This window comes from Streptomyces sp. IBSBF 2435 (assembly GCF_036815005.1).
Lineage (GTDB): Bacteria > Actinomycetota > Actinomycetes > Streptomycetales > Streptomycetaceae > Actinacidiphila.
Window position 1 is genome coordinate 1 of sequence record NZ_JAJSYW010000077.1, and the last position, 20249, is coordinate 20249.

Annotated in this window: 18 protein-coding genes, 1 tRNA gene and 1 pseudogene; 9 read left to right on the forward strand and 11 right to left on the reverse strand. The window is 71.4% G+C overall.

Going from position 1 to position 20249, the window contains the following annotated elements:
* Positions 1–169 precede the first annotated feature (169 nt).
* A complete protein-coding gene (locus tag V7E46_RS17030; RefSeq protein WP_333769196.1) occupies positions 170–1705 on the forward strand; it encodes a gamma-glutamyltransferase in 1536 nt (511 codons plus the stop codon).
* Between the two features lie 115 nt (positions 1706–1820).
* Here the strand turns inward: V7E46_RS17030 and V7E46_RS17035 are convergent, their stop codons facing one another.
* The gene (locus V7E46_RS17035; RefSeq protein ID WP_333769197.1) at positions 1821–2198 is read right to left on the reverse strand and encodes a hypothetical protein; all 378 of its coding nucleotides are present in this window, start codon (positions 2196–2198) and stop codon (positions 1821–1823) included.
* A gap of 371 nt (positions 2199–2569) precedes the next feature.
* Positions 2570–3451 carry a DUF5655 domain-containing protein gene (locus V7E46_RS17040; RefSeq protein WP_333769198.1) on the reverse strand — a complete coding sequence of 294 codons (882 nt, stop codon included), beginning with the start codon at positions 3449–3451 and terminating at the stop codon, positions 2570–2572.
* Between the two features lie 643 nt (positions 3452–4094).
* Here V7E46_RS17040 and V7E46_RS17045 point away from each other — a divergent pair.
* Both V7E46_RS17045 and V7E46_RS17050 read left to right on the forward strand, forming a co-directional pair.
* Positions 4095–4343, forward strand: coding sequence for a helix-turn-helix transcriptional regulator (locus V7E46_RS17045; protein WP_443054200.1), 249 nt, complete (start codon positions 4095–4097; stop codon positions 4341–4343).
* A gap of 1 nt (position 4344) precedes the next feature.
* Complete coding sequence (locus V7E46_RS17050) at positions 4345–5571, forward strand: tyrosine-type recombinase/integrase (protein WP_333769199.1); 1227 nt, start codon at positions 4345–4347, stop codon at positions 5569–5571.
* Positions 5572–5778: 207 nt separating this feature from the next.
* Here the strand turns inward: V7E46_RS17050 and V7E46_RS17055 are convergent.
* Positions 5779–5852, reverse strand: a tRNA-Pro gene (locus V7E46_RS17055).
* A 264-nt stretch (positions 5853–6116) separates the two neighbouring features.
* On the opposite strand from V7E46_RS17055, the gene V7E46_RS17060 reads away from it, so the two are divergent.
* Together V7E46_RS17060 and V7E46_RS17065 are read left to right on the forward strand one after the other, a co-directional pair.
* The gene (locus V7E46_RS17060; RefSeq protein ID WP_333769200.1) at positions 6117–9110 is read left to right on the forward strand and encodes a glycoside hydrolase family 2 TIM barrel-domain containing protein; all 2994 of its coding nucleotides are present in this window, start codon (positions 6117–6119) and stop codon (positions 9108–9110) included.
* Complete coding sequence (locus V7E46_RS17065; protein WP_333769201.1) at positions 9107–9724, forward strand: GNAT family N-acetyltransferase; 618 nt, start codon at positions 9107–9109, stop codon at positions 9722–9724. The genes V7E46_RS17060 and V7E46_RS17065 overlap by 4 nt, the downstream gene beginning before the upstream one ends.
* 52 nt (positions 9725–9776) lie before the next feature.
* On the opposite strand, the gene V7E46_RS17070 is transcribed toward V7E46_RS17065, so the two are convergent.
* Both V7E46_RS17070 and V7E46_RS17075 read right to left on the reverse strand, forming a co-directional pair.
* Entirely contained in the window at positions 9777–10967 is a 1191-nt protein-coding gene (locus tag V7E46_RS17070; protein ID WP_333769202.1) for an MBL fold metallo-hydrolase, read from the reverse strand.
* A 174-nt stretch (positions 10968–11141) separates the two neighbouring features.
* Positions 11142–11747, reverse strand: a complete 606-nt coding sequence (locus tag V7E46_RS17075; RefSeq protein ID WP_333769203.1) for a GNAT family N-acetyltransferase — start codon at positions 11745–11747, stop codon at positions 11142–11144.
* A gap of 409 nt (positions 11748–12156) precedes the next feature.
* Between V7E46_RS17075 and V7E46_RS17080 the strand changes: the two genes are divergently transcribed.
* Positions 12157–12348, forward strand: coding sequence for a hypothetical protein (locus V7E46_RS17080; RefSeq protein ID WP_333769204.1), 192 nt, complete (start codon positions 12157–12159; stop codon positions 12346–12348).
* A gap of 147 nt (positions 12349–12495) precedes the next feature.
* On the opposite strand, the gene V7E46_RS17085 is transcribed toward V7E46_RS17080, so the two are convergent.
* Positions 12496–12741, reverse strand: coding sequence for a DUF5302 domain-containing protein (locus V7E46_RS17085; RefSeq protein WP_329173370.1), 246 nt, complete (start codon positions 12739–12741; stop codon positions 12496–12498).
* Between the two features lie 103 nt (positions 12742–12844).
* Here V7E46_RS17085 and V7E46_RS17090 point away from each other — a divergent pair, with 103 nt between their 5' ends.
* Positions 12845–13873: a saccharopine dehydrogenase family protein gene (locus V7E46_RS17090; protein WP_329173372.1), complete on the forward strand. Its 1029-nt coding sequence runs from the start codon at positions 12845–12847 to the stop codon at positions 13871–13873.
* Positions 13874–14058: 185 nt separating this feature from the next.
* Here the strand turns inward: V7E46_RS17090 and V7E46_RS17095 are convergent, their stop codons facing one another.
* From V7E46_RS17095 to V7E46_RS17105, 3 genes are all read right to left on the reverse strand, one after another.
* Positions 14059–14880, reverse strand: a complete 822-nt coding sequence (locus V7E46_RS17095; protein WP_333769205.1) for an SAM-dependent methyltransferase — start codon at positions 14878–14880, stop codon at positions 14059–14061.
* 143 nt (positions 14881–15023) lie between these two features.
* On the reverse strand, positions 15024–15281 hold the full coding sequence (locus V7E46_RS17100) for a DUF397 domain-containing protein (RefSeq protein WP_329173375.1): 258 nt from the start codon (positions 15279–15281) through the stop codon (positions 15024–15026).
* A 27-nt stretch (positions 15282–15308) separates the two neighbouring features.
* A complete protein-coding gene (locus tag V7E46_RS17105) occupies positions 15309–16178 on the reverse strand; it encodes a helix-turn-helix domain-containing protein (protein ID WP_443054201.1) in 870 nt (289 codons plus the stop codon).
* 136 nt (positions 16179–16314) lie between these two features.
* On the opposite strand from V7E46_RS17105, the gene V7E46_RS17110 reads away from it, so the two are divergent.
* Positions 16315–16773 (forward strand): ATP-binding protein, encoded by a 459-nt coding sequence (locus V7E46_RS17110; protein WP_329173376.1) that lies wholly within the window; start codon positions 16315–16317, stop codon positions 16771–16773.
* Between the two features lie 131 nt (positions 16774–16904).
* Here the strand turns inward: V7E46_RS17110 and V7E46_RS17115 are convergent.
* Positions 16905–17033: pseudogene (locus tag V7E46_RS17115) on the reverse strand (SGNH/GDSL hydrolase family protein); the annotation flags it as partial.
* 79 nt (positions 17034–17112) lie between these two features.
* On the reverse strand, positions 17113–19224 hold the full coding sequence (locus V7E46_RS17120; RefSeq protein WP_333769206.1) for an alpha-galactosidase: 2112 nt from the start codon (positions 19222–19224) through the stop codon (positions 17113–17115).
* Positions 19225–19403: 179 nt separating this feature from the next.
* Between V7E46_RS17120 and V7E46_RS17125 the strand changes: the two genes are divergently transcribed.
* Positions 19404–20240 carry a tyrosine-protein phosphatase gene (locus V7E46_RS17125; RefSeq protein ID WP_333769207.1) on the forward strand — a complete coding sequence of 279 codons (837 nt, stop codon included), beginning with the start codon at positions 19404–19406 and terminating at the stop codon, positions 20238–20240.
* Positions 20241–20249: the final 9 nt, after the last annotated feature.

Below are 20249 nucleotides of genomic sequence, written 5' to 3' on the forward strand. Positions count from 1 at the left end.
CACCCCAACTGGGGCTACCTGACCCCGCACGAGACCCGACAGCGGCACACCATCGCCGCATAAGAACGAGTGTCCGAGATCACGGGGAAACTTCAATGCTCCAACGGGCGAGGCGCCAGTGATGCGGCCTGCGGGCACGGCAGCAGGCCGCACTGGCAAAGTGGCGGCCGTGAGTAAGCCTTCGAACCACACGCCCGACATCGGAGCATTGAACTACGACGACCGGATCGACGTACCCGTCCTGCTGCGCGACGGGCCGGGCGGACGGCCGTGGAAGAAGTGGCGCACTGGGAAGGCGCAGGCGTGGGAGAGGCCAGGTCTCCCGGACACGGACGGCTGGTACCTGCCGACGACCACTTGGCGCGAGATCATCCACGCAGCCTGCAACGTGGGGCGGGACCTTACCCCATGGCTGGATACTCCGCAGATGGCGGCGGGGGAACTGGTGGCCCGGATCGCGCCGCTCTATGCGTTCCTCGCCCTCCACCAAGGACCCACACCTCACGCCTACAACGCAGGCCGCCGGCTGACCTCCAACCGTGTCCTGGAACGCGGGACGGAAGCGAGCGCCCGTGGCGCGTTCAGCTACCGGTTGGGCATGACGATGGCGGAATGGGTGTGCCAGCGGATGGGACTGGGCCAGACCTTCAACCTGGAAGACAGCTGGCCCGCCGATGTCGAGGACCCAGCCGCAAAGCTGAAAAAACTCAAGGGGCAATCCTCACCGCGGCCTGATCTGTGGGGAACGCACACCACAGAGCGCCGATACTGGCTCATCGAGGCCAAGGGCGGCGACATCGGGCCCCGTCGCCAGCAGAAGGGCTGGGAGCAACTGCAGGGCGGAAGTTCAGTGATGGCCCCCTACGGGTACGACCATCGCCTGATCCTGTGCAGTGCAGGACTTCTCCGCAAGGTCCACAGCGAGAACGACCTCATTGTCGTCGTCGGACACGAGCACCATCCCGGCTCCCCTGCGGTGAGGCCGCAACCGGATGCATCTGCTGACCGAACCTTCCGACAGAAGGTTCGGCCAAGGCCCAAAGACCTGAACAACGCCGACCAGCTTGGACAGGCCGCCCGCTCGCAGATGCTCGTATACCTCATGCTGCGCGCCGCGGCAGAAGCCACTTCCCCGAATCTGTTCCAGGTGCCGCTCAGCCGCAGCCGCACCTACCGACGCCGCGCCACCGGACCCCTCACCCTTCTGGAACACGACGAGGAAACCCTCGCTCTCCGGCAGGAGCAGCGAGACCTCGCCATCGGGTCGGACGTGACCAGCCGGTTCACTGCTGAAGCCGGACTGGAGAACTACCTCGCCTGTCGCGTGCCGGGCACCGACGTCACACTCGGCCTGTCCCGCCGCCTGTACAACGCATGCGAGCAACTCTTCATAGCAGAAAGCGAAATGTTCCCCGCCACGCGCGCCGAGGACCAACCGCTGACAGCACGGGCGGAGAAGAGAGTCGAGAGCGACATGCGACTAGCCGGTATCGAATACCGCCAACGCGCAGAAGATGCACGTGAAATCGTCAACTCTCAGGTGTGGGCAGCCTTTGACACAGCACCCCACGGCTGGGATGACGTTTTCCGCGACATCGGGCCAGCCCCTCGAATTGTTCTGACGCCAACGCTGTCAGAGGCAGCGACGTCGGAGACCTACCTCGCAGTCGAACCGCGGGATCTCTTCACCCGCATCAAAAAGTGACCGAGAGCAGGTGCACTCTGGGCTGCGCTATCACAGCCGACCCAGCGCAGCAGCGACTGTCCACTACAGGGCCGAAGCTCTTTACCGTCGCAGCCCGAGCCGCATATAGCCTGGGCTACACCGCCAGCGATACGTCTTCCTCGCTCAAGCCCGCGATGGCCGCGTCCACGAAGCGCTCCCAGTGCTCGCTTCCGACGATGGCGTTGATGGACACAAAGGCGGGCCAGATCAGGTCGAGCGTATCTGCGTCAACGGGAGGAGTGGAGAGCAGGTCGGCAAGGTGACCGCCAACCTCGCCGTCCACAGGGCGGAGAGAAGTCTCGGTTGCCCGGGTGCATCGGAGCAGAAGCAGCGCGTCAGCTCGTCCTAGATGCAGGCCCACCGCAGCCAGCAGGGTCTCCGCAACGTGGAGCCCCCGCGGCCAGTCGGCACGGCGGCCGAATTCTTCCTTCAGCCCGAAGTGCAGGTCGCTGCCAAACTCAAGGTCAGTCACACAACGTGTCTACCGGCCGCCTGGTCGCTCGCCACGGCGACTCGCGGCGATGTCACCTAGCAGGCGTTGCCGACGTGCCGACCGCCTCTGCCACAGTCCCCGGCGGTTGATAACACGGAAAATGCCGTCAGGCAAAACGTGTTTCCTCCGCATCATGGAATACACACCGCCACGCCCTGTCCGCACAACGAAAGGACCTTCCGCCTGACCCCACTCGCGCCAGCCAGGCCGAGAACTCCGCCCGTGGAGGATCGCCAGCAGGCCCAGACGGCAGTCTGCAACCGCACGGCCGCAGCGTCGACAGCCGCGAGCGCGTCGATGGGTGCCGCCCGGTCCGGCCGACACCCATCGACGCCATCCGCAGCAGCCGGCTACGCCGCGGCGTAGCTGAGCTGCAGCAGGTCGCCGGCGCGCTCCAGGTCGTTCTCGGCGCGCAGCCGGACCTCGAGGTCTCCGGTCCCGTGATGGCCCAGGCCGGTCACGTCCCGGCTGAACCCGGGGACGAGGTCGACCTTCTTGGGGTCCGCCCGCAGGTAGACCAGCACCTCGCTGCGGTGGCTGCGGCCGACGCAGGCGATGTTCCGCAGCCTGCGGTAGGCCCGGTACTGCTTGCGCTCGATCCGCCGCACGTCCTCACCCAGCGACACCAGCACCTCGTCCAGCGCGTCCCGCAGCTCGCCGATCCCGCCCCCGGGCGGCTGCTTCTTCGGCATGCGCCCGGCGCGGCCCGACCCCGCTCCCCGGCCGCGGTCGCGGGCGGAGGCGGTGACCACCGGCTCAAGGCCGAGAAGACCACTGCCGAAGAAGCGGTAGCGGACCAGGTCGATGCAGCGGCGGATCTCACCGACCGCGTGCCGGTCGTAGCGGGTGAAGTCCTCCGCCACGCAGATCAGCCTCGGTGCGCTCCACAGCACCTGGGCCGCGGCCGGAACCCCGAGCCGGTCGCGGACCAGGACCTCGAACTCCGCCCGGTGGTCGGTCAGCCAGGCCAGATAGAACAGGCCCTGGGTGATCACCCCGGGGTCACGCCCGCGCTTGTACTCCACTACTACCGGAGCACCGTTCTCGTCGATCCCCAGCGAATCGATCCGCCCGCCGTGCACCGGACCCGTGCTGTACTCGGACGCCAGGAAGCGCACGCCCAGCAGCGCTGGCATGTTCGCCTCGACCAGCCCCTGCAGATCCCGCTCGAACTCCAGCGCCAACGGCACGATCTCCGAAGCGCTTCCATCACCGAGCGTGAACAACCTCAAATGCGGCCCCCTGTCATCCTTCACACCGTGATCACCGACATGACACCAACACGGCAAGGAGGCACAATTATTTCCAGCGCGAGGTTCGAGAATGGCACCTGATGGGTAATCAGTTCTTAGGTCGGAGCGCGTGACGTATTTGTGCCGCAGTGGACCCGATGCTCCGTCAGATAACGCTCTGACCTGCGAAAACTTGTAATCTCCGGAGCCGTTGCTCTTTTCGTCACCGCGGGCTGCGTTAGCGTCTCCGCCCAGCGTGCCCGCTTTCGCGCGCGCGTAGGGCAGCGTCCGGCCTCGCGCGTGGTCACTCCTGGCCCGTCGTGCTGGAGCCATCGGCAGTACGGTCACCCAACGCTCAGCCCTTGTGGCTACCTCGCACTGGTACCGGCCGGTGGGTAGCTGAGCATGCGACAGCACGTCCTGCTCGGGCTGATAACACGGAAAATGCCGTCAGGCAAAACGCGTTTCCTGATGAAGATGGATGAAAGACCGTGGTTCAGCCAGCGGCCGTTCTCTCCTGTGGAGAACAGCCGCCTCACTGCTGGACTTGGAAGGGCTCCGGCCCGTCCTCGTGTCTTTCCGCTGACGCCGACATCAAGGAAGTGCATTGCCGCAGGACTCCGCTGTACCGGCCCCCGCCGACGTGCCCCTACACCGCGCGGAAGACCTCCCGACAGGGCTACAGACCTCATCCCTGCTCACCACTGAGGAAGTGGCCCGGCTGCTGCGGGTCGACCCGTCCTCGGTGCGGCGGTGGCGTGCCGAACGGCCACCGCAGGGACCGCCGTTCATCCGCCTGTCCGACCGGGTCGTCCACTACGACGCCGGCGACCTGCAGGACTGGCTGGATGAACGGCGCACCATACCCGGCCGACGGCAGAAGGCGGCCTGATTTGCCCTACCGCCACCAACTGCCCACCGCCGTCCCGCTGGCGCACGACATCGAGCACCGTCCCGGCCGCAAGCTCCCCTACAAGGCCCGTGTGCGCTGGGTGGACCCCCACACCAAACGTCGCCGCTCCATGGCCAAGATGCACGCCGGCGTTGACGCTGCCCAGGAGTGGATCGACGCCCTCCTGGCATCGGCGGGCCGGGGAATCGACCCCGCCACCGCCAACCAAACGCTCGCCGAGTACGGCACCGCCCACATGCAGCTGGCCCTGCGCGGGCTGGAGCCCAAGACCACCGACCCCTACCTGGCCGGCTGGCGGCTGCGGGTCGTGCCCGCGCTCGGGCACCTGCAACTGAACATGATCACCAACGGGGACGTCGACCGCACCGTCTACGCGTGGATCGCCGACGGCGAGGGCCGCTCGACGGTCAAGAACAGTCTCGCCGTCCTGGTCCGCATCATGGAGCAGGCCGTCCGCGACGGACTCATCACCGCCAACCCCGCCCGCATCAAAGGCTGGCAGAGGCAGTACCAGCTCGCGGAGGACGAACTGGACGACCCCCGCTCCCTGGCCCTGCGCGACTGGGACGCCCTCCAGGAACTCAGCCAGGCCCTGGTCGCGCGCTCATTCGACCAGTACCCCGGCTGGGGTGATGTGGTGACCTTCGCCGCCTGCACCGCCGCACGCATCGGCGAGGTCTCCGGCGTGCGGGTCAAGGACATCGACACCACCAACTGGATCTGGAACCTCCGCCGGCAGACCACCCCGTCCCCCGGCGGGCTGGCCGACAAGAACACCAAGGGAAAGGTCGCCCGCCGCGTCCCGCTCATCGACGAGGTCCGCCCCATGGTCGCCCAGCGCGTGCTCGCCGCCAGCCACAGACCAGACGCCCGGCTGTTCACCGGCCCCCGCGGCGGGCGGATCACCACCGCCGTCCTGCGCGACGCCACCCACTGGGACGACGTCGTCCAGTCTCTCGGCTACGAGCACCTGCGCCGCCACGACCTGCGCCACACCGGGCTGACCTGGATGGCGGATGCCGGAGTCCCCCTGCACGTCCTGAGATTGATCGCCGGCCACGGTTCCCTGCAGACCACTCAGCGCTATCTCCACCCCGACCTGCAGTCCGTGGTCCACGCCGGCCGCACCCTCAGCAACCACCTGAGCACTACCCCCGGCCTCCCGCCGCCCTCCCCCGGCATGTCCGCGACCCTGCGGAGATTGTAGGAACCGGACAACTCCGCGTAGGGCCGAGATGAACATGGTCCCTGACGAAATCATGCTGCCCTGCGGCTTTTCCACGGCCGTGGTCCCCAGGTGGTCCCCAGGTGGTCCCCAGGACCCTGACGCCCCATCACATGGAAACGATTGCCGATAAGCCGAAGAGCCCGCTGACCTGGCTCAATGCCAGGTCAGCGGGCCCTTCGTGCACCGTCGGGACGACAGGATTTGAACCTGCGACCCCTTGACCCCCAGTCAAGTGCGCTACCAAGCTGCGCCACGTCCCGGTGCTTGGCCGGTCCCGGGGGGATCCCCGGGGGGCCGTGCATGAGAAGAATACCTCACCCGGGGCGGTGTTCGCGCGCACCCGGGTGGGGTGGGGGACCCGGGCGGTTACGCGGTGTGGCCGGAGGGCGGACTCGTACGGATCCGGTGACGGGTACACCTAGCGGCGGGCCCGCCGCCTCAGCAGAATCGGACTTGCGGATCAACCGGGCCGGTCAGGCCCGGCGCGGGCGACACCGCGGATCCGGGACCTGAGGAGCAGCACGATGCACGAGGCGGAGCCCTCCGAGGCCGTTCCGTACTACGAGGACATGGCCCCCGGTACGGGAGCGCTCCCGCCGCGGGCCTGGTGGGCGGTTTCCGACGCCCGGCGGGTGGGGCTCGGCGGCGACTGGCGCTTCCGGCTGTCGCCGACCGCGCAGGCGCAGGACGACTCCTTCGCCCAGCCCGGTTACGACGCCGCCGGCTGGGACGAGCTGCCGGTGCCGTCGCACTGGCCGCTGCACGGGCACGGGCGGCCCGCGTACACCAATATCCGCTACCCCTTCCCGCTCGATCCGCCGCACGTGCCGACCGAGAACCCGACCGGGGACCACCTGCGGATGTTCGACCTGCCGGACGACTGGCCCGGCGGGGCGGCGGTGCTGCGCTTCGACGGGGTGGACTCCTGCGCCCGGGTGTGGCTCAACGGGACCGGGCTGGGCACCTTCAAGGGCAGCAGGCTGCCGGTGGAGTTCGAGGTCGGCGAGCTGCTGCGGCCACGCGGCAATGTGCTGGCGGTACGGGTGCACCAGTGGTCGTCCGGCAGCTACCTGGAGGACCAGGACATGTGGTGGCTGCCCGGGATCTTCCGGGAGGTCACCCTGATCGAGCGGCCCGAGGGCGCGGTCACCGACTTCTTCGTCCACTGCGGCTACGACCACGCCACCGGCAACGGCACCCTCCGGGTGGACTGCGAGCCCGGCGGCACCGTCACCGTGCCGGAGCTGGACCTGGACATCCCCACCGGCGAGCAGGTCGTCGTCGCCGTGGAGCCCTGGACCGCGGAGCTGCCGCGGCTGTACGACGCGGAGCTGGCGACCGAGGGAGAGCGCATTCCGCTGCGGATCGGCTTTCGCAGCGTCGCGGTCGAGGACGGGGTCCTCAAGGTCAACGGGCGGCGGATCCTCTTCCGCGGCGTCAACCGGCACGAGTTCGACCCGGACCGCGGGCGCGTCCTGGACCAGGAGACGATGCGCGACGACCTGCTGCTGATGAAGCGGCACAACATCAACGCGGTCCGCACCAGCCACTATCCTCCGCACCCCGCCTTCCTCGACCTGTGCGACGAGTTGGGCATGTGGGTCGTCGACGAGTGCGACCTGGAGACCCACGGCTTCCAGGAGATCGGCTGGCGAGGCAATCCGGTGGCCGACGAGCGCTGGACGCCGGCGCTGCTCGACCGGGCGGCCCGGATGGTGGAGCGGGACAAGAACCACCCCTCGGTGGTGATGTGGTCGCTGGGCAACGAGTGCGGCACCGGCGCGGGCCTTTCCGCGATGGCGTCCTGGATCCGCGACCGCGACCCGGCCCGGCCGATCCACTACGAGGGCGACCTCTCGTGCGCTGACACCGACGTCTACTCGCGGATGTACGCCAACCACGCCGAGTCCGAGCTGATCGGCCGCCGCGCCGAACTGCCGCTGGCCGACGCGGAATTGGACAAGCGGCGGCGCGACATGCCGTTCCTGCTCTGCGAGTACGCGCACGCGATGGGCAACGGGCCCGGCGGGCTCTCCGAATACCAGCGGATCTTCGAGACGTACGAGCGCTGCCAGGGCGGCTTCGTCTGGGAGTGGATCGACCACGGGCTGCGCCGCAGGACGGCGGGCGGGACGGCGTACTACGCCTACGGCGGGGACTTCGGCGAGGAGCTGCACGACGGGAACTTCGTCTGCGACGGGCTGGTGTTCCCCGACCGTACGCCCTCGCCCGGGCTGGTCGAGTACAAGAAGGTCATCGAGCCGGTGCGGATCGAGGGCGACCCGGAGCGCGGGCTGGTGACGGTCGTCAACCGCCATGACTTCGCCGACCTCTCGGGGCTGGCCTTCAGCTGGTCCTACGAGGTCGAGGGGGTGACCGGTGACAGGGGGCGGTTCACCGTGCCGCCCACCGGACCCGGGGAGAGCGCTCTCCTCGGCCTGCCGCTGATGCCCCGCTCCCCCGGCCCCGGCGAGGCCCACTGGACCGTACGCGCGGTGCTGGCCGAGGACACCGCGTGGGCGCCCGCCGGGCACGAGGTCGCGTGGACGCAGTTCGCGGCGGCCGACCGCGCCGTCGGCGGCCAGGGCACCGTCAGCCGGGCGCACCGGGGCGCGGCGCACTCCCCGCGGCCGGCCGACGACGGCACCGTCGTCCTCGGTCCCGGCACCTTCGACGCGGCCACCGGCACCCTGCGCCGCCTCGGCGGCGCCCGGGTGCACGGCCCGCGCCTGGACGTCTGGCGCGCGCCGACCGACAACGACCGCGGCATGCCCTGGCACCACGAGACCCGGCTCGACCTGCGCTGGCGGGAGTCGGGCCTGCACCGGATGCAGCACCGGGTCGTGGGGGTCGCGGTCGGCGGCGACACGCTGACCGTCACCACCCGGGTCGCCCCGGCCGCCGCCGACCGCGCCCTGCGGACCGTCTGCACCTGGAGCGCGACCGGCGACCGGCTGCGGCTGGACGTCGCGGTGACCCCGGAGGGCGAGTGGCGGCTGCCGCTCCCCCGGCTCGGGGTACGGCTCGGGCTGAGCCCCGGGCTGGAGTCGGTCGAGTGGTACGGCGGCGGGCCGGGCGAGGCGTACCCCGACAGCCGGGCCGCGGCCAGGATCGGGCGCTGGCGCTCGTCGGTCGAGGCGTTGCAGACCCCGTACGTCCGCCCGCAGGAGAACGGCGCCAGGGCCGGGGTGCGCTGGGCCGAGCTGCGCGGGGGCGACGGCTCGGGCGTACGGATCGAGGGCGCGCCGGCCTTCTGGCTGACAGCCAGGCCGTGGAGCACCGAGGCGCTGGACGCGGCGGAGCACACGTACGACCTGGTGCGTTCCGACACGCTGTGGGTGCATCTGGACCACGCGCTGCACGGCCTGGGCAGCGCGTCCTGCGGCCCCGAGGTGCTGCCCTCCCACCGCCTTGACGCCGCGCCCGCCGCCTTCTCCTTCACCTTCGTCCCGCTGGACGCCACGGACGGGCCCGAGCGGCCCGAGGCGTCCGCACCGTCCGACCAGGAGCAGCAGTGAGCCCGACAATCCGCCCCTACCGGCCCGCCGACCTTCCCGCGCTCTACGCCATCTGCCTGCGCACCGCCGCCGCGGGCGGCGACGCGAGCGCAGACTACCCCGAGCAGGACCACGACCTGCTCGGGGCGATCTTCGCCGCGCCCTACGCCGTACTGGAACCGGAGGCGGCCTTCGTGCTGGACGACGGGCACGGGCAGGCGGTCGGCTATGTGCTGGGCACCGGGGACACGGCCGGCTTCGTCAAGCGCTTCCGCGACGAGTGGCTGCCCACGGTCGCCGGCCGCTGGCCCGCGCCGGACGGCGAACCGGCCGACGCGACCGGGGTGATGGCCTCGCTGCTGCACACCCCGGAGCGGATGGTGGTGCCGGCGCTGGCCGGCTACCCGGCGCATCTGCACATCGACCTGCTGCCCGGCTTCCAGGGCGCGGGCCACGGGCGGGCGCTGATCACGGCCTTCCTGGCGGCACTGGCCGCCCGCGGGGTGCCTGCCGTGCACCTGGGCATGCTCAGCGTCAACGTCGCCGCGCGGGCCTTCTACGACCGGCTCGGCTTCCACGAGATCGCGGTGCCTGACGCGGGAGTGCTGACCTACCTGGGCCGCGCGACCTCGTAGGGCGTACGGATGGGCGTACGTGTACGGAAACGCCGTACGCGTACGCCTGCGGCTACTCCGGGCGGGCCGGCTCGTAGTCGTCGGCCGGGTGCTCGGCGCCGGCCGGCCGCTCCGGGTGCGCGGGCCAGCCGCCCGCCGGGACGACGGCGACCTCGCGCCACCACCAGTCGTCGGGCTGCGGGTCGGCCGGCTCGAAGGGCGCGCCGACCCGCGGAGTGGCGATCTTCGACCCGGTCGCACGGGCCGCGGCCACCGTCCCCTCGGCGGGGTCGGCCCAGGCGTGCTGGGCGAGGTTGAAGGTGCCCCAGTGGATGGGCAGCATCACCCCGCGCGGGGTGCCGCCCGACAGGTCGGTGTGCGCCCGCATGCCCTCGGCGGGCGTCATGTGGATGTCCGGCCAGAACTCGCTGTAGGCGCCGATCTGGATCATCGTGGCGTCGAAGGGGCCGTGCTCGGCGCCGATGTCGGCGAAGCCGGGGAAGTAGCCGGTGTCGCCGCTGTGGAAGAGGCGGTGGGTGCCGTCGGTGACCGCCCAGGAGGCCCACAGGGTCTGCTGGCGCCCGCGCAGGCCGCGCCCGCAGAAGTGTCGGGCGGGGGTGGCGGTCAGGCGCAGGCCGGCGATCTCGGTGGACTCGTTCCAGTCCAGTTCGCGCAGCCGCGCGGCGGGTACGCCCCAGTGTTCCAGGTGCGCGCCGACGCCCAGCGGCACCGCGAAGACGACGTCGCTGCGTACGAGTTCGACGATGGTCGGCATGTCGAGGTGGTCGTAGTGGTCGTGCGAGATGACGACCACGTCGAGACCGGTCAGCGAGCCCAGCGGGACGGGCGCCGGGTGCACCCGGCGCGGGCCGACGAAGGGGAAGGGCGAGCAGCGCTGGCCCCACACCGGGTCGAAGAGCACCCGGCGCCCGCCGATCTCGGCCAGCACGGTGGAGTGGCCCATCCAGGTCAGCCGCAGGCCGGACGCCGGAGGGGACGCGATGTCGGCGAGCGTGGTGGGGTGCACGGGGACCGGCCTGGCGGGCTTCCTGGTCACCCGGACCTCCTTGCGGAGGTTCGCGGGCAGCGACTTGAGCATCTCCTTGCTCGGGGCCTGGCGGGCGCCGATCGGGTTCACGAAGGCGCCGTCCGCGTAGTTCGGCGATTTCAGGATGCGGTCGAGGCGCGCGCCCGTGGGGTCGGCCCCGAACGGCGCCGGGCGCGCTTTCACGAAGCGGGACGGCTGCGGGCCGGCGCCGGTCACGTTGCCTCCAGGCGGAAGTCGTCTTATCAGCGGAAGATCCGCTCGTTCCATTATGCGGGGGCGGGCGGATCTTCCCGTGAGCCGCCGGACCGGGCGCCACAGACTCGGCGCGACTGGCCGTACGTGCTCGGCGCCGCGGGCCTACGTGCTCGGTCCGGCGTCCCGGGGCAGGCGTTACGTGCTCGGTCCGGCCTCCCCGGCCCCTGCCGCGGTGAAGGCCACGTGCAGGCTGTCGCGTACCGGCCGATAGCCCAGCCGCCGGTAGAGGCCGTTGCTGACCGGGTTGGCGAGGTCGGTGACCAGCAGCACATGGTGTGCCCCGGCGTCGAGCGCGGCCTGCGAGACGGCGGTCACCGCGGCGCCCCCGTAGCCCTTGCCTCGGTGCTCGGGCGGGGTGTAGACGGCCACCACCCTTATCGCGCCGCGGATTTCGACGGACCGGCCGGCCATCGCGACCGCTTCGCCGTCCGGTGTGCGCCACAGGGCGCGGCGGCCGTGCGCGATCACGTCGTCCACGACGGCGTCGCCGCCGGGCAGCGGTACGCCGATCTCCGCGGCCATCTCCCGGGACCAGCGCAGCAGTAGATCGCGGTCGGCGGCGACCGCGGTTCCGGCGGCTCCCGGCGGCCCCGGACGGCGCGGGGTCAGCTCGCCGAGCGCGTGGACGCGGGTGCGCTCCGCGATGTGCCAGCGGGTGCCGGTCCTGGCGCACCAGGCGTCAGCGAAGGCGGTGACCGCCTCGGGTCGCCCCGCGCTTCGGCGAGCGGCTCGCCCGTCCACTGCCGGGCCAGCTCGCGGGCCGCGGCGGCCGGGCCGCGGGAGAGCATGGGCGGATAGGGGGGCGTCCGCACGAAGGCCGCCTGTACGGCTCCGGCCAGGGATCCGGCCGCCGCTCCCCCGGTGGCCGGGCGCCACCAGCCCATGACCGGCGGCCGCGGTCCGTACGCGGTGAGGCCGCGGCGGCGCAGGGTGTCGCAGACGGTGAGCAGTACGGAATTCTCCACGGGACGCGACTGGAGGAAGTCCTCCGCAGCGGCGAGGAAACGGTGCGGGTCATTGGTGGTGGTCCATCCCATCTCCCCATTGTGGAAGACGGGTTGGCGCTGTCCCGGTCGGCCGCTGCCCTGGTCGGGGCCGTACCTGCGGGTCACTTTGGGATTTCCGGGTTCCGGAGCACGAGGGGGATGTCATGGCCGTGGTCTTCGCGGCACTCGCTGTTCTTGTGGTCGCGGTGGTGGCCGGTGTCATCGTCCTGCGCCGCCGCGGGCGTGGCCGCACGCGTGACCGGCAGCACCGCGCGGCGCGCGACGCCGAGCGTGCCCTGCACGACGCCCGCACCGTGCACAACGCCGCCGCGATGGGCGACGGTTACCACCGCTGAGTCCCGCGGAGTCCGTGCCGCCGAAGGGGTGCTCCCCGCGTCACCGGGGGCGCCCCTTGTCCGTGGGTGCCCGCTCATCGCGCCGAGGGTGACGGCAGCAGGGGAAATGGGCCCGCCCGGGGCCGGGCGGGGCGGGGAGGGGAAGGGTCAGCCGCTCTTGCGGCGGAATTCGCGGGGGCCGCCGGCGCGCCCGTGAGCGCCGTGGATCTTGGACTGATCGGGTCCTGTGCCGGCGGCGCCGGACCCGCGGTGAGCCCCCTGCTTGCGCTCGAGCGCTTCGCGGAACTTCCGCTTCACCTCGTCCTCGTCCTCGGGGGCCGTGACTTCGGGCTCCTCGGTGGAAGGTTCTGCTGCCGCGGGTTCCGCAGCGGCCTGCTGCTTCTGGTCGGTCATGGCTCCAGAGTCGCATGCCGCGGCCCCGGCGCCCACCAGATATCGCCGACGCGGGCAGCGCGTGTACGGTTCCGGTCACGCCCTCGGAGGAGGATTCACACCCATGACCTGGCTGTTGTACGGCGCTACCGGCTACACCGGCCGCCTGATCGCCCGCCGCGCCGTCGCCCTCGGTATGCGCCCCGTCCTGGCGGGCCGCAGTGCCGCGAAGGTGGTGCCACTGGCGGCCGAACTCGGCCTGGAGCACCGGGTGTTCGGCTTGCAGGAGCCGGCCGCGATACGCCGCGGCCTGGCCGGCGTGGAGAGCGTGGCGCACTGCGCCGGCCCCTTCGTGCGCACCGCGCTGCCGATGGCGACCGCCTGCGTGGAGACCGGTACCGGCTATCTGGACATCACCGGTGAGATCGACGTCTTCGAGTCGCTGCACGCGCTGGGCGGCCGGGCGGCGTCGGCCGGGGTGACCCTGCTGCCGGGGGCCGGCTTCGATGTGGTGCCGACGGACTGCGTGGCCGCGCTGCTGGCGGCCCGGCTGCCGGACGCGACGCAGCTGGACCTGGCCTTCATCACCGGCGGCGGGGCGAGCCCCGGCACGGCGCGTACTGCGCTGGAGAGCGCGGCGGACGGCGGGCGGATCCGTTCGGGCGGCGAGATCCGTACCGTGCCGTTCGGTTCGCGGCAGGTGCGGGCCGCCTTCCCCTCGGGGGCGCGGACGGTGGTGTCGGTGCCGTGGGGCGATGTCAGTACGGCCTACCACTCGACCGGTATCCCGGACATCACGACGTATATGGCGCTGCCGGCGCCCGCGCTGGCCATGACCCGGATGCTGCGGCTCGGCCCGCTGCGCGGCGCGGTCGGCGGTGCGGTGGGGCGGCTGGTGCGCGGTCCCGGCGAGCGGGCGCTGAACGGCACCGGCTGCGAGGTGTGGGGGCGGGCCAGGGACGCGGCGGGCAACACGGTCTCCGCGACGCTCACCGGCCCGAATCCGTACCGGCTGACCGTGGACGCGGTGCTGCGGATCGTCGGGCGGCTGAAGGAGCTGCCGGACGGCTTCCAGACCCCCTCGCGCGCGCTGGGCGCGGACTTCGCGGGCACTCTGGACGGTGTGACGGTCACCATGGCGGCGCTGCGCTGAGATGTCCGCCGGCGCCGGCGGGGAAACCGGTCGGGGGGGGGGGGGGGGGGGGGGGGGGGGGGGGGGGGGGGGGGGGGGGGGGGNCCCCCCCCCCCCCCCCCCCCCCCCCCCCCCCCCCCCCCCCCCCCCCCCGCCGCCCTTCCCTTCCCCGGTGTTAGTTGGCTCTTGGGTGGTGCAGCGGGGCCTCAGCGCTTGACGCCGACGCCTCCGTAGGTCCCGACGTGGCGCAGCTCCTCCGCTTCGGGGGCCGCACCGCCTTGGGGGTGCCACAGCGGAATCTGTACCAGGCCGGGTTCGACCAGGTCGAAGCCGTCGAAGAACGGCAGTACCTCGGCGTGGCTCCTGGTGGTGACGGTCGCCGTGGCCCTGCGGTCCTTGTAGACGTCCCTGGCCTCGTCGAGTCCGGCCTCGGCGGGGTGGAAGTCGCTGGTGGCGTGCGAGAGGACCAGCTGGCTGCCGGCGGGCAGCGCGTCGCGGTAGGCGGCGACCAGGGCCGCCGGGTCCTCCTTGTCGGTGATGAAGTGCAGCACGGCCACCAGCATCAGTCCGACCGGCTGGTCGAAGTCGATCAGCTCGCCGAGGGTGGGGTGCTGGAGAACGCTCTCCGGCTCGCGGAGGTCACCGAGGAAGAAGCCGGTGTTCCCCGCGCCGAGAAGGTGCGCTCCGGCGTGGGTCGCCACGATCGGGTCGTTGTCGATGTACGCGACCCGGACGTCCTCGGAGACCTCGTGGGCGATCTGGTGGGTGTTGGGCGCGGTCGGGATGCCGGTGCCGATGTCGATGATCTGCCGGATACCGCTGGCGGCGAGGTGGCGGACGGCGCGGTGCATGAAGCGGCGGTTGGCGCGGGTCGTCGGCACGATGTCCGGGAACACGTCGATCACGCGCTGGGCGGCGTCCCGGTCGACCTCGTAGTTGTCTCGGCCACCGAGGAAGAAGTCGTACATCCGGGCCGGGTGCGGCCTGCTGGTGTCTATCTCCCCGACGGGGAATCCCTGGTCGGTCAACGCCGTCCTCCGGTTCCTTCGCTGCTGCGCGAGCTCGTGCGTGGTGCGTCGTGCGCTGGTACGTGGTGCGGTGGTACGTGGTGCGCTGGTACGTGGTGCGGTGGTACGTGGTGCCTGAATGCGTGGTGCGTGCCGCGCTGTGCTCAGCCGAGCAGGAAGTCCGCTTCGCCCGCTTTGGCGCCCAGGATGAACGTGGTGATCTCGTGATTGCTGTAGATCAGAGCTGGGCCGTCGGGATCGGTGGACTGGCGCAGTGCCACCCTGCCGTCGTTGAGTTTCTTCGCCTCGACGCAGGAGCCTCCGTTGCCGCCGCTCCACGGCTTCCGCCAGCCCTCGTTGCCGAGCTGGTTGGCGGGCATTCCGTTGTAGATTCCGTCGTATACGTCCTCGTACCCGTACATGGTGTCATTGCCGACGCGATCCATCGTTCAGATCTCCTTGCGCATGCCATCGAGGATGGCTTTGGTGCTCTGTGCTGGCGCGGCCTGCGCGCACATCCGGTCCAGCGCCTCCAGGAACGCGGACACGTCGTCGCGCTCGTCGAAGTAGGTCCCGCCGACCAGGCTCTCGGCGTAGGCGATGTCCGGGATCTCCTGCAGCTGGAACCGGAAGATGTGGAATGGTCCGTACATGGCCGGATGCGGTCCGGACGCGAACGGCATGATCTGCAGCCGGACGTTGGGCAGCTCGGTGGCCTCCATCAGCTGCTCCATCTGCTCGCGCATCACCCGCCGGCCGCCGATCGGGCGGCGCAGCACCGTCTCGTCCATGACGACCCACAGCAGCGGCGGCGCCTCCGACCGCCTGACCAGGGCCTGACGTTCGATCCGCAGGGTGAGCAGCCGGTCGATCTCGGCCGGCTCGGCGTTCGGCAGTCCCGCGCGCAGCGTGGCCCGCGCGTAGCCGGTGCTCTGGAGCAGACCGGGCACGTAGTGCGGTTCGTACGCGCGGATGACCGCGGCCTCGCCCTCCAGGCTGACGAAGGCGCTGAACCAGTCGGGCAGGACGTCGCGGAAGCTGTGCCACCAGCCGGGCCTGTTGGCCTCCCGGGCGAGCGCGAGGAAGCCGCTGATCTCCTCGGGTGTGGTGATTCCGTAAGTGATGAGGAGTTTCTCGACATACGGTATTTTCAGCCCGACTTCCGCCTTTTCCATCCGGCGGACGGTGGCATGGGTGACGTCCAGCGCGCGGCCGGCCTGTTCCAGGCTGATACCGGCCTGCTCCCGCAAATCCTGAAGGCGCTTTCCGAGCACCATGCGCAGGACGGTCGGGGCTCCTCCCGGCCGGGGATCCATCACGTGGCTCATCCTCCAACTTCCTTGGCTGAGAAGCAGTCTGTCATGTTGTCAGCGCACGCGACAGCATGTAGCGCCGATTCTGTAAATTACAGAACGGACCTTGCCATGTGTCCCGGGCGCCCCCCATAGTTACGGAGTGGTTCTTTCACCTGATGCCCTCTGGCGCGAGCGCCTTGATGGTGTCGGCGTCCCCGGCCGCCATGACGTGTTCAGGCTGCCCGCACTCAGCGCGTCCGTCGCGGACGCCCGCGGGCGGATACGTGCACGTTTGCGGGAATGGGGAGTCGGCGCCGAATTGCGCGATGACGCGAGTCTGGTGGTGACCGAACTGTTCACCAATGCTGTACGGCACACCGACAGCGAGAAGATCACCTGTGTCCTGGAGGACCGCGGCAGCGTCGTACGTGTCGAAGTGACCGACCAGGGCCGGTGCACATCCGTGCCGGCGCCCGGCATCGCCGGCGCCGACGAAGAAGGCGGGCGAGGGCTGCTGCTGGTCAGCGTGCTCTCGCTGGCATGGGGGTCGGACCCGGCGGAGAACGGTACAGGTCGAGTGGTGTGGGCGGAGCTTTCCGCCCACCGCGCTCCCCACTGACCTGGACCCCTCCGCCGGGTCCGATATCACCGGCGCAGGACGGCTGTCCGCTGGCCGGCGGGGCGCCTGCACAGGCGGTCCGCTCCCAGGACGGGCGGTCGGCACCCGCCGGGCCCCGGCTAACGCAGGGGCAGCCGGTCGGCCCACCCGACGTGGGCGCCGTCGGGGCCGGGATCGCCGACGCCTTCGGTGGAGCCGTCCCCCACCGCGGTGTACGACCCGATCACGCCCTCGTTGAGTCCCCGCGCATCGTCAGCCACGTCGGTCCGTCTTTCTCCTCCTGCTGTGACTTACGCGACCGTAGGGAGGGGTTGACGCCACGTGATTCATCCCACCGGGTCACACTCGGCGCAGATGGAATACGGCGGCGTCGAGGTCGTCGGCCAGCGTGGTGCGCAGGCCCCGCTCGGCCAGCACCGCCCCGCTCCGCACGACCCCGGTGGCCACATCGCGGTACGAGGCGTCCCGGTCCAGGCCGCGCAGCCGCAGCGGCGGCACCGGGTCGCCGAAGGACTGCGCGGGCAGCCAGGCCAGGACGACGGTGTCGGCGCCGTGCACGTACTGGACGGCGCTCAGGCCGCCGTCGCCCGGCGGGCGCAGCCGGTGGAGGTCGCCGAGCTGCACGACCGGGCGGACCGTTTTGTACAGCGCCACCCAGCTGGCCGCCTCGGCGCGCTCCTCGGCGCTCCAGTCGAGCAGGTCGCCGCCGATGCCCAGTACGCCGGCCATGGCGCTGACGAAGCGGAAGCGCAGCGGGCTGCGGCGGTGGTTGAGCATCGGGCTGGGGCTGTCGGTCACCCAGGCGGCCATCACCCGGGCGGGGTGCAGCTGGCTGAAACCGTGCTGGATCAGCAGCCGGTCGAGCGGGTCGGTGTTGTCGGAGGTCCAGACCTGGTCGGTGCGGGCCAGGATGCCCAGATCGACCCGGCCGCCGCCGCCCGAGCAGGACTCGAAGGCCACGCCCGGATGCGCGGCCCGCAGCCGGTCGATCAGCTCGTACAGGCCCTCGACATGGGCGGTCCACAGCCGTTCCGGATAGCGCTCTCCCGGCCAGCCGGGGTCGGTGAAGCAGCGGTTGAACTCCCACTTCACGTAGTCGACGGGAGCGCTGTGCAGCAGCGCGTCGAGCCGTTCCGCAAGGTGCTCGCGCACATCGGGGCGCGCGAGGTTGAGCACCAGTCGGTGGCGGTACTCGGTGGCGCGGCGGCCGGGGTGGTGCTGGACCCACTCCGGGTGGGCGCGGTAGAGGTCGCTGTCGGGGTTGACCATCTCCGGTTCGACCCAGATGCCGAACTGCATACCGAGCGCGTGCACCTCGTCGGAGAGCGGTTTCAAGCCGTTCGGGAAGCGGTCCGGGTTGGGTGTCCAGTCGCCCAGGCCCGCCCGGTCGCTCACCCGGTCGCCGAACCAGCCGTCGTCCACCACGAACAGCTCCACGCCCATCGCTGCGGCCCGCCGGGCGAGTTCGCGCTGCTGCCGCTCGCCGACGTCGAGGCCGGTGGCCTCCCGGGAGTTGTAGAGCACCGGCCGCACCCGCCGCCCCTCGGGCACGACATGGGCCAGCTGGTAGGCGTGCCAGGCGCGGCTGGCGGCGCCGAAGCCGCCGCCGGTCCACAGCGCGGCGAAGACCGGGCTGGTGTAGGAGGCGCCGGGGTCGAGGCGTACGAGTCCGGCGTCGTCGTGTCCCGCGCCGCCGGTGGCCTGGACCCGCCCGTCGGGCAGGCCCGCGACCGCGATCCGCCAGGAGCCGGACCAGGCCAGCGCGCCGGTCCACACCTCGCCGTGCTCCTCGGTCGCGTCGCCCGCGTCCAGCGCGAACCACGGCAGGTGCTGGTGGCCGGTGTGGCCGCGGCGGCTGCCGATCACCCGCTCGCCGGGCGTCAGCGGGGCGCGTACCAGCCGGCTCTCGGCGCCCCAGCGGCCGTGCAGCTGGGACATTTGCCAGCCGTCGCGGTGCGGCAGCGTCCAGGTGGCGGCGTCGGCCCGCAGCAGCTCCAGCGGCTCGCGGTGGCCGTTGGGGACGTGGGTGGCGGTGGTCCAGCGCTCGACGACGTCGCAGCCGGGGCGTACCCGGTAGTGCAGGGTCAGGTCGAGGTGGTGCAGCGAGTCGTGGAAGTGCAGCCGCAGCTCCTGCGCGGCCGGGCCGGTGACGGTCTCGTACTCCTCGAAGCACCACTCGGTGCCGCGCACCTCGCGGGACCGTACCGACAGCGCGGGGCGCACGAAGCGCGGGCCGCCCTCGACCGGGTACTCCTCGTGGCCGTCGAGCGCGGACTCGAAGGGCCGTTCCGCGGGCAGCGGGTCGGTGGCCAGCGCCTCGGCGTCGCGGAGCGCTATCCGGCGCCCCCAGTGCAGGTGCAGCAGCTCGTCGCGTTCCGTGACGTGCAGGGCGTAGCTGCTGCCCGGCCCGGAGAGCAGCCAGAGCCGGCCGGATCCGCCCGTTTCGATCATCAGAACTCCCCTGTCCCGATCGGGTGCGGACATCATCGGCCCAGCCCCGGCGGAGGGCAATGGTCGCACCCTCGGCTGTGATCCCGCGGACACATACCGGTCGGTACGCCGCCCGCCGGGCTGCCGTATCGTCGGGAGTGCCCCGGCATGAGCCGTGAGCGATCGATGAAGGAGCGCCGGTGACCCAGGAAGTGCGGCAGTCCGCCCCGACCGGACCAGAACCCGAGCCCGCGCTGACCGGCGTGCGCAACTTCCGCGACGTCGGGGGGCTGCCCACCGCCGACGGCCGCCGGGTCAGGCACGGTGTGCTCTTCCGCAGCGGCCACCTCGCGCACGCCACCGCGCAGGACGCGGCCTTCCTCGCCGGGCTCGGCCTGCACACCGTCTTCGACTTCCGCAACCCGGACGACATCGCGGTGGAGGGCCCGGACACCGCTCTCCCGGGCACCCGCAACCTGAACATGCCGCTCAACGACCCGGCCGAGAACGCCGGCTTCTGGCAGACCGTGCGGGACGGCGATGTGCCGTCGCTGGAGGCGGTGCTGGGCGAGGGCCGCGGCGCGGCCCGGATGGTCGCCGCCTACCGCAAGCTCATCCTGGAGCGCACCGCGGACCACTCCCGGATGCTGGACCTGCTCACCGACCCGGACCGGCCGGCGGTCCCCGCCCTGCTGCACTGCGCCGCGGGCAAGGACCGGGCAGGTACGTCGATCGCGATCATCCTGCTGGCGCTCGGGGTGGAGCGCTCCGCGATCGAGGCGGACTACCTGGAGAGCAACGCCCGCCACCGGCGCTACAAGGTGGTGCGCGGCGACGGCAGCACGGGCACGGCCATCGCACCGGAGGTCAGGGAACTGCTCAGTCCGCTGTTCGAGGCCCGGGTGGAGTATCTGCGGGCGGCCTTCGACACCATCGAGGAGCGCTGGGGCTCGGTCGACCGCTACCTCAGCGAAGGCCTCGGCCTGACCGAGCAGCGCCGGGAGCGGCTGCGCGAGCAGTTGCTGACCGGCGGCTGACGCGCCCCC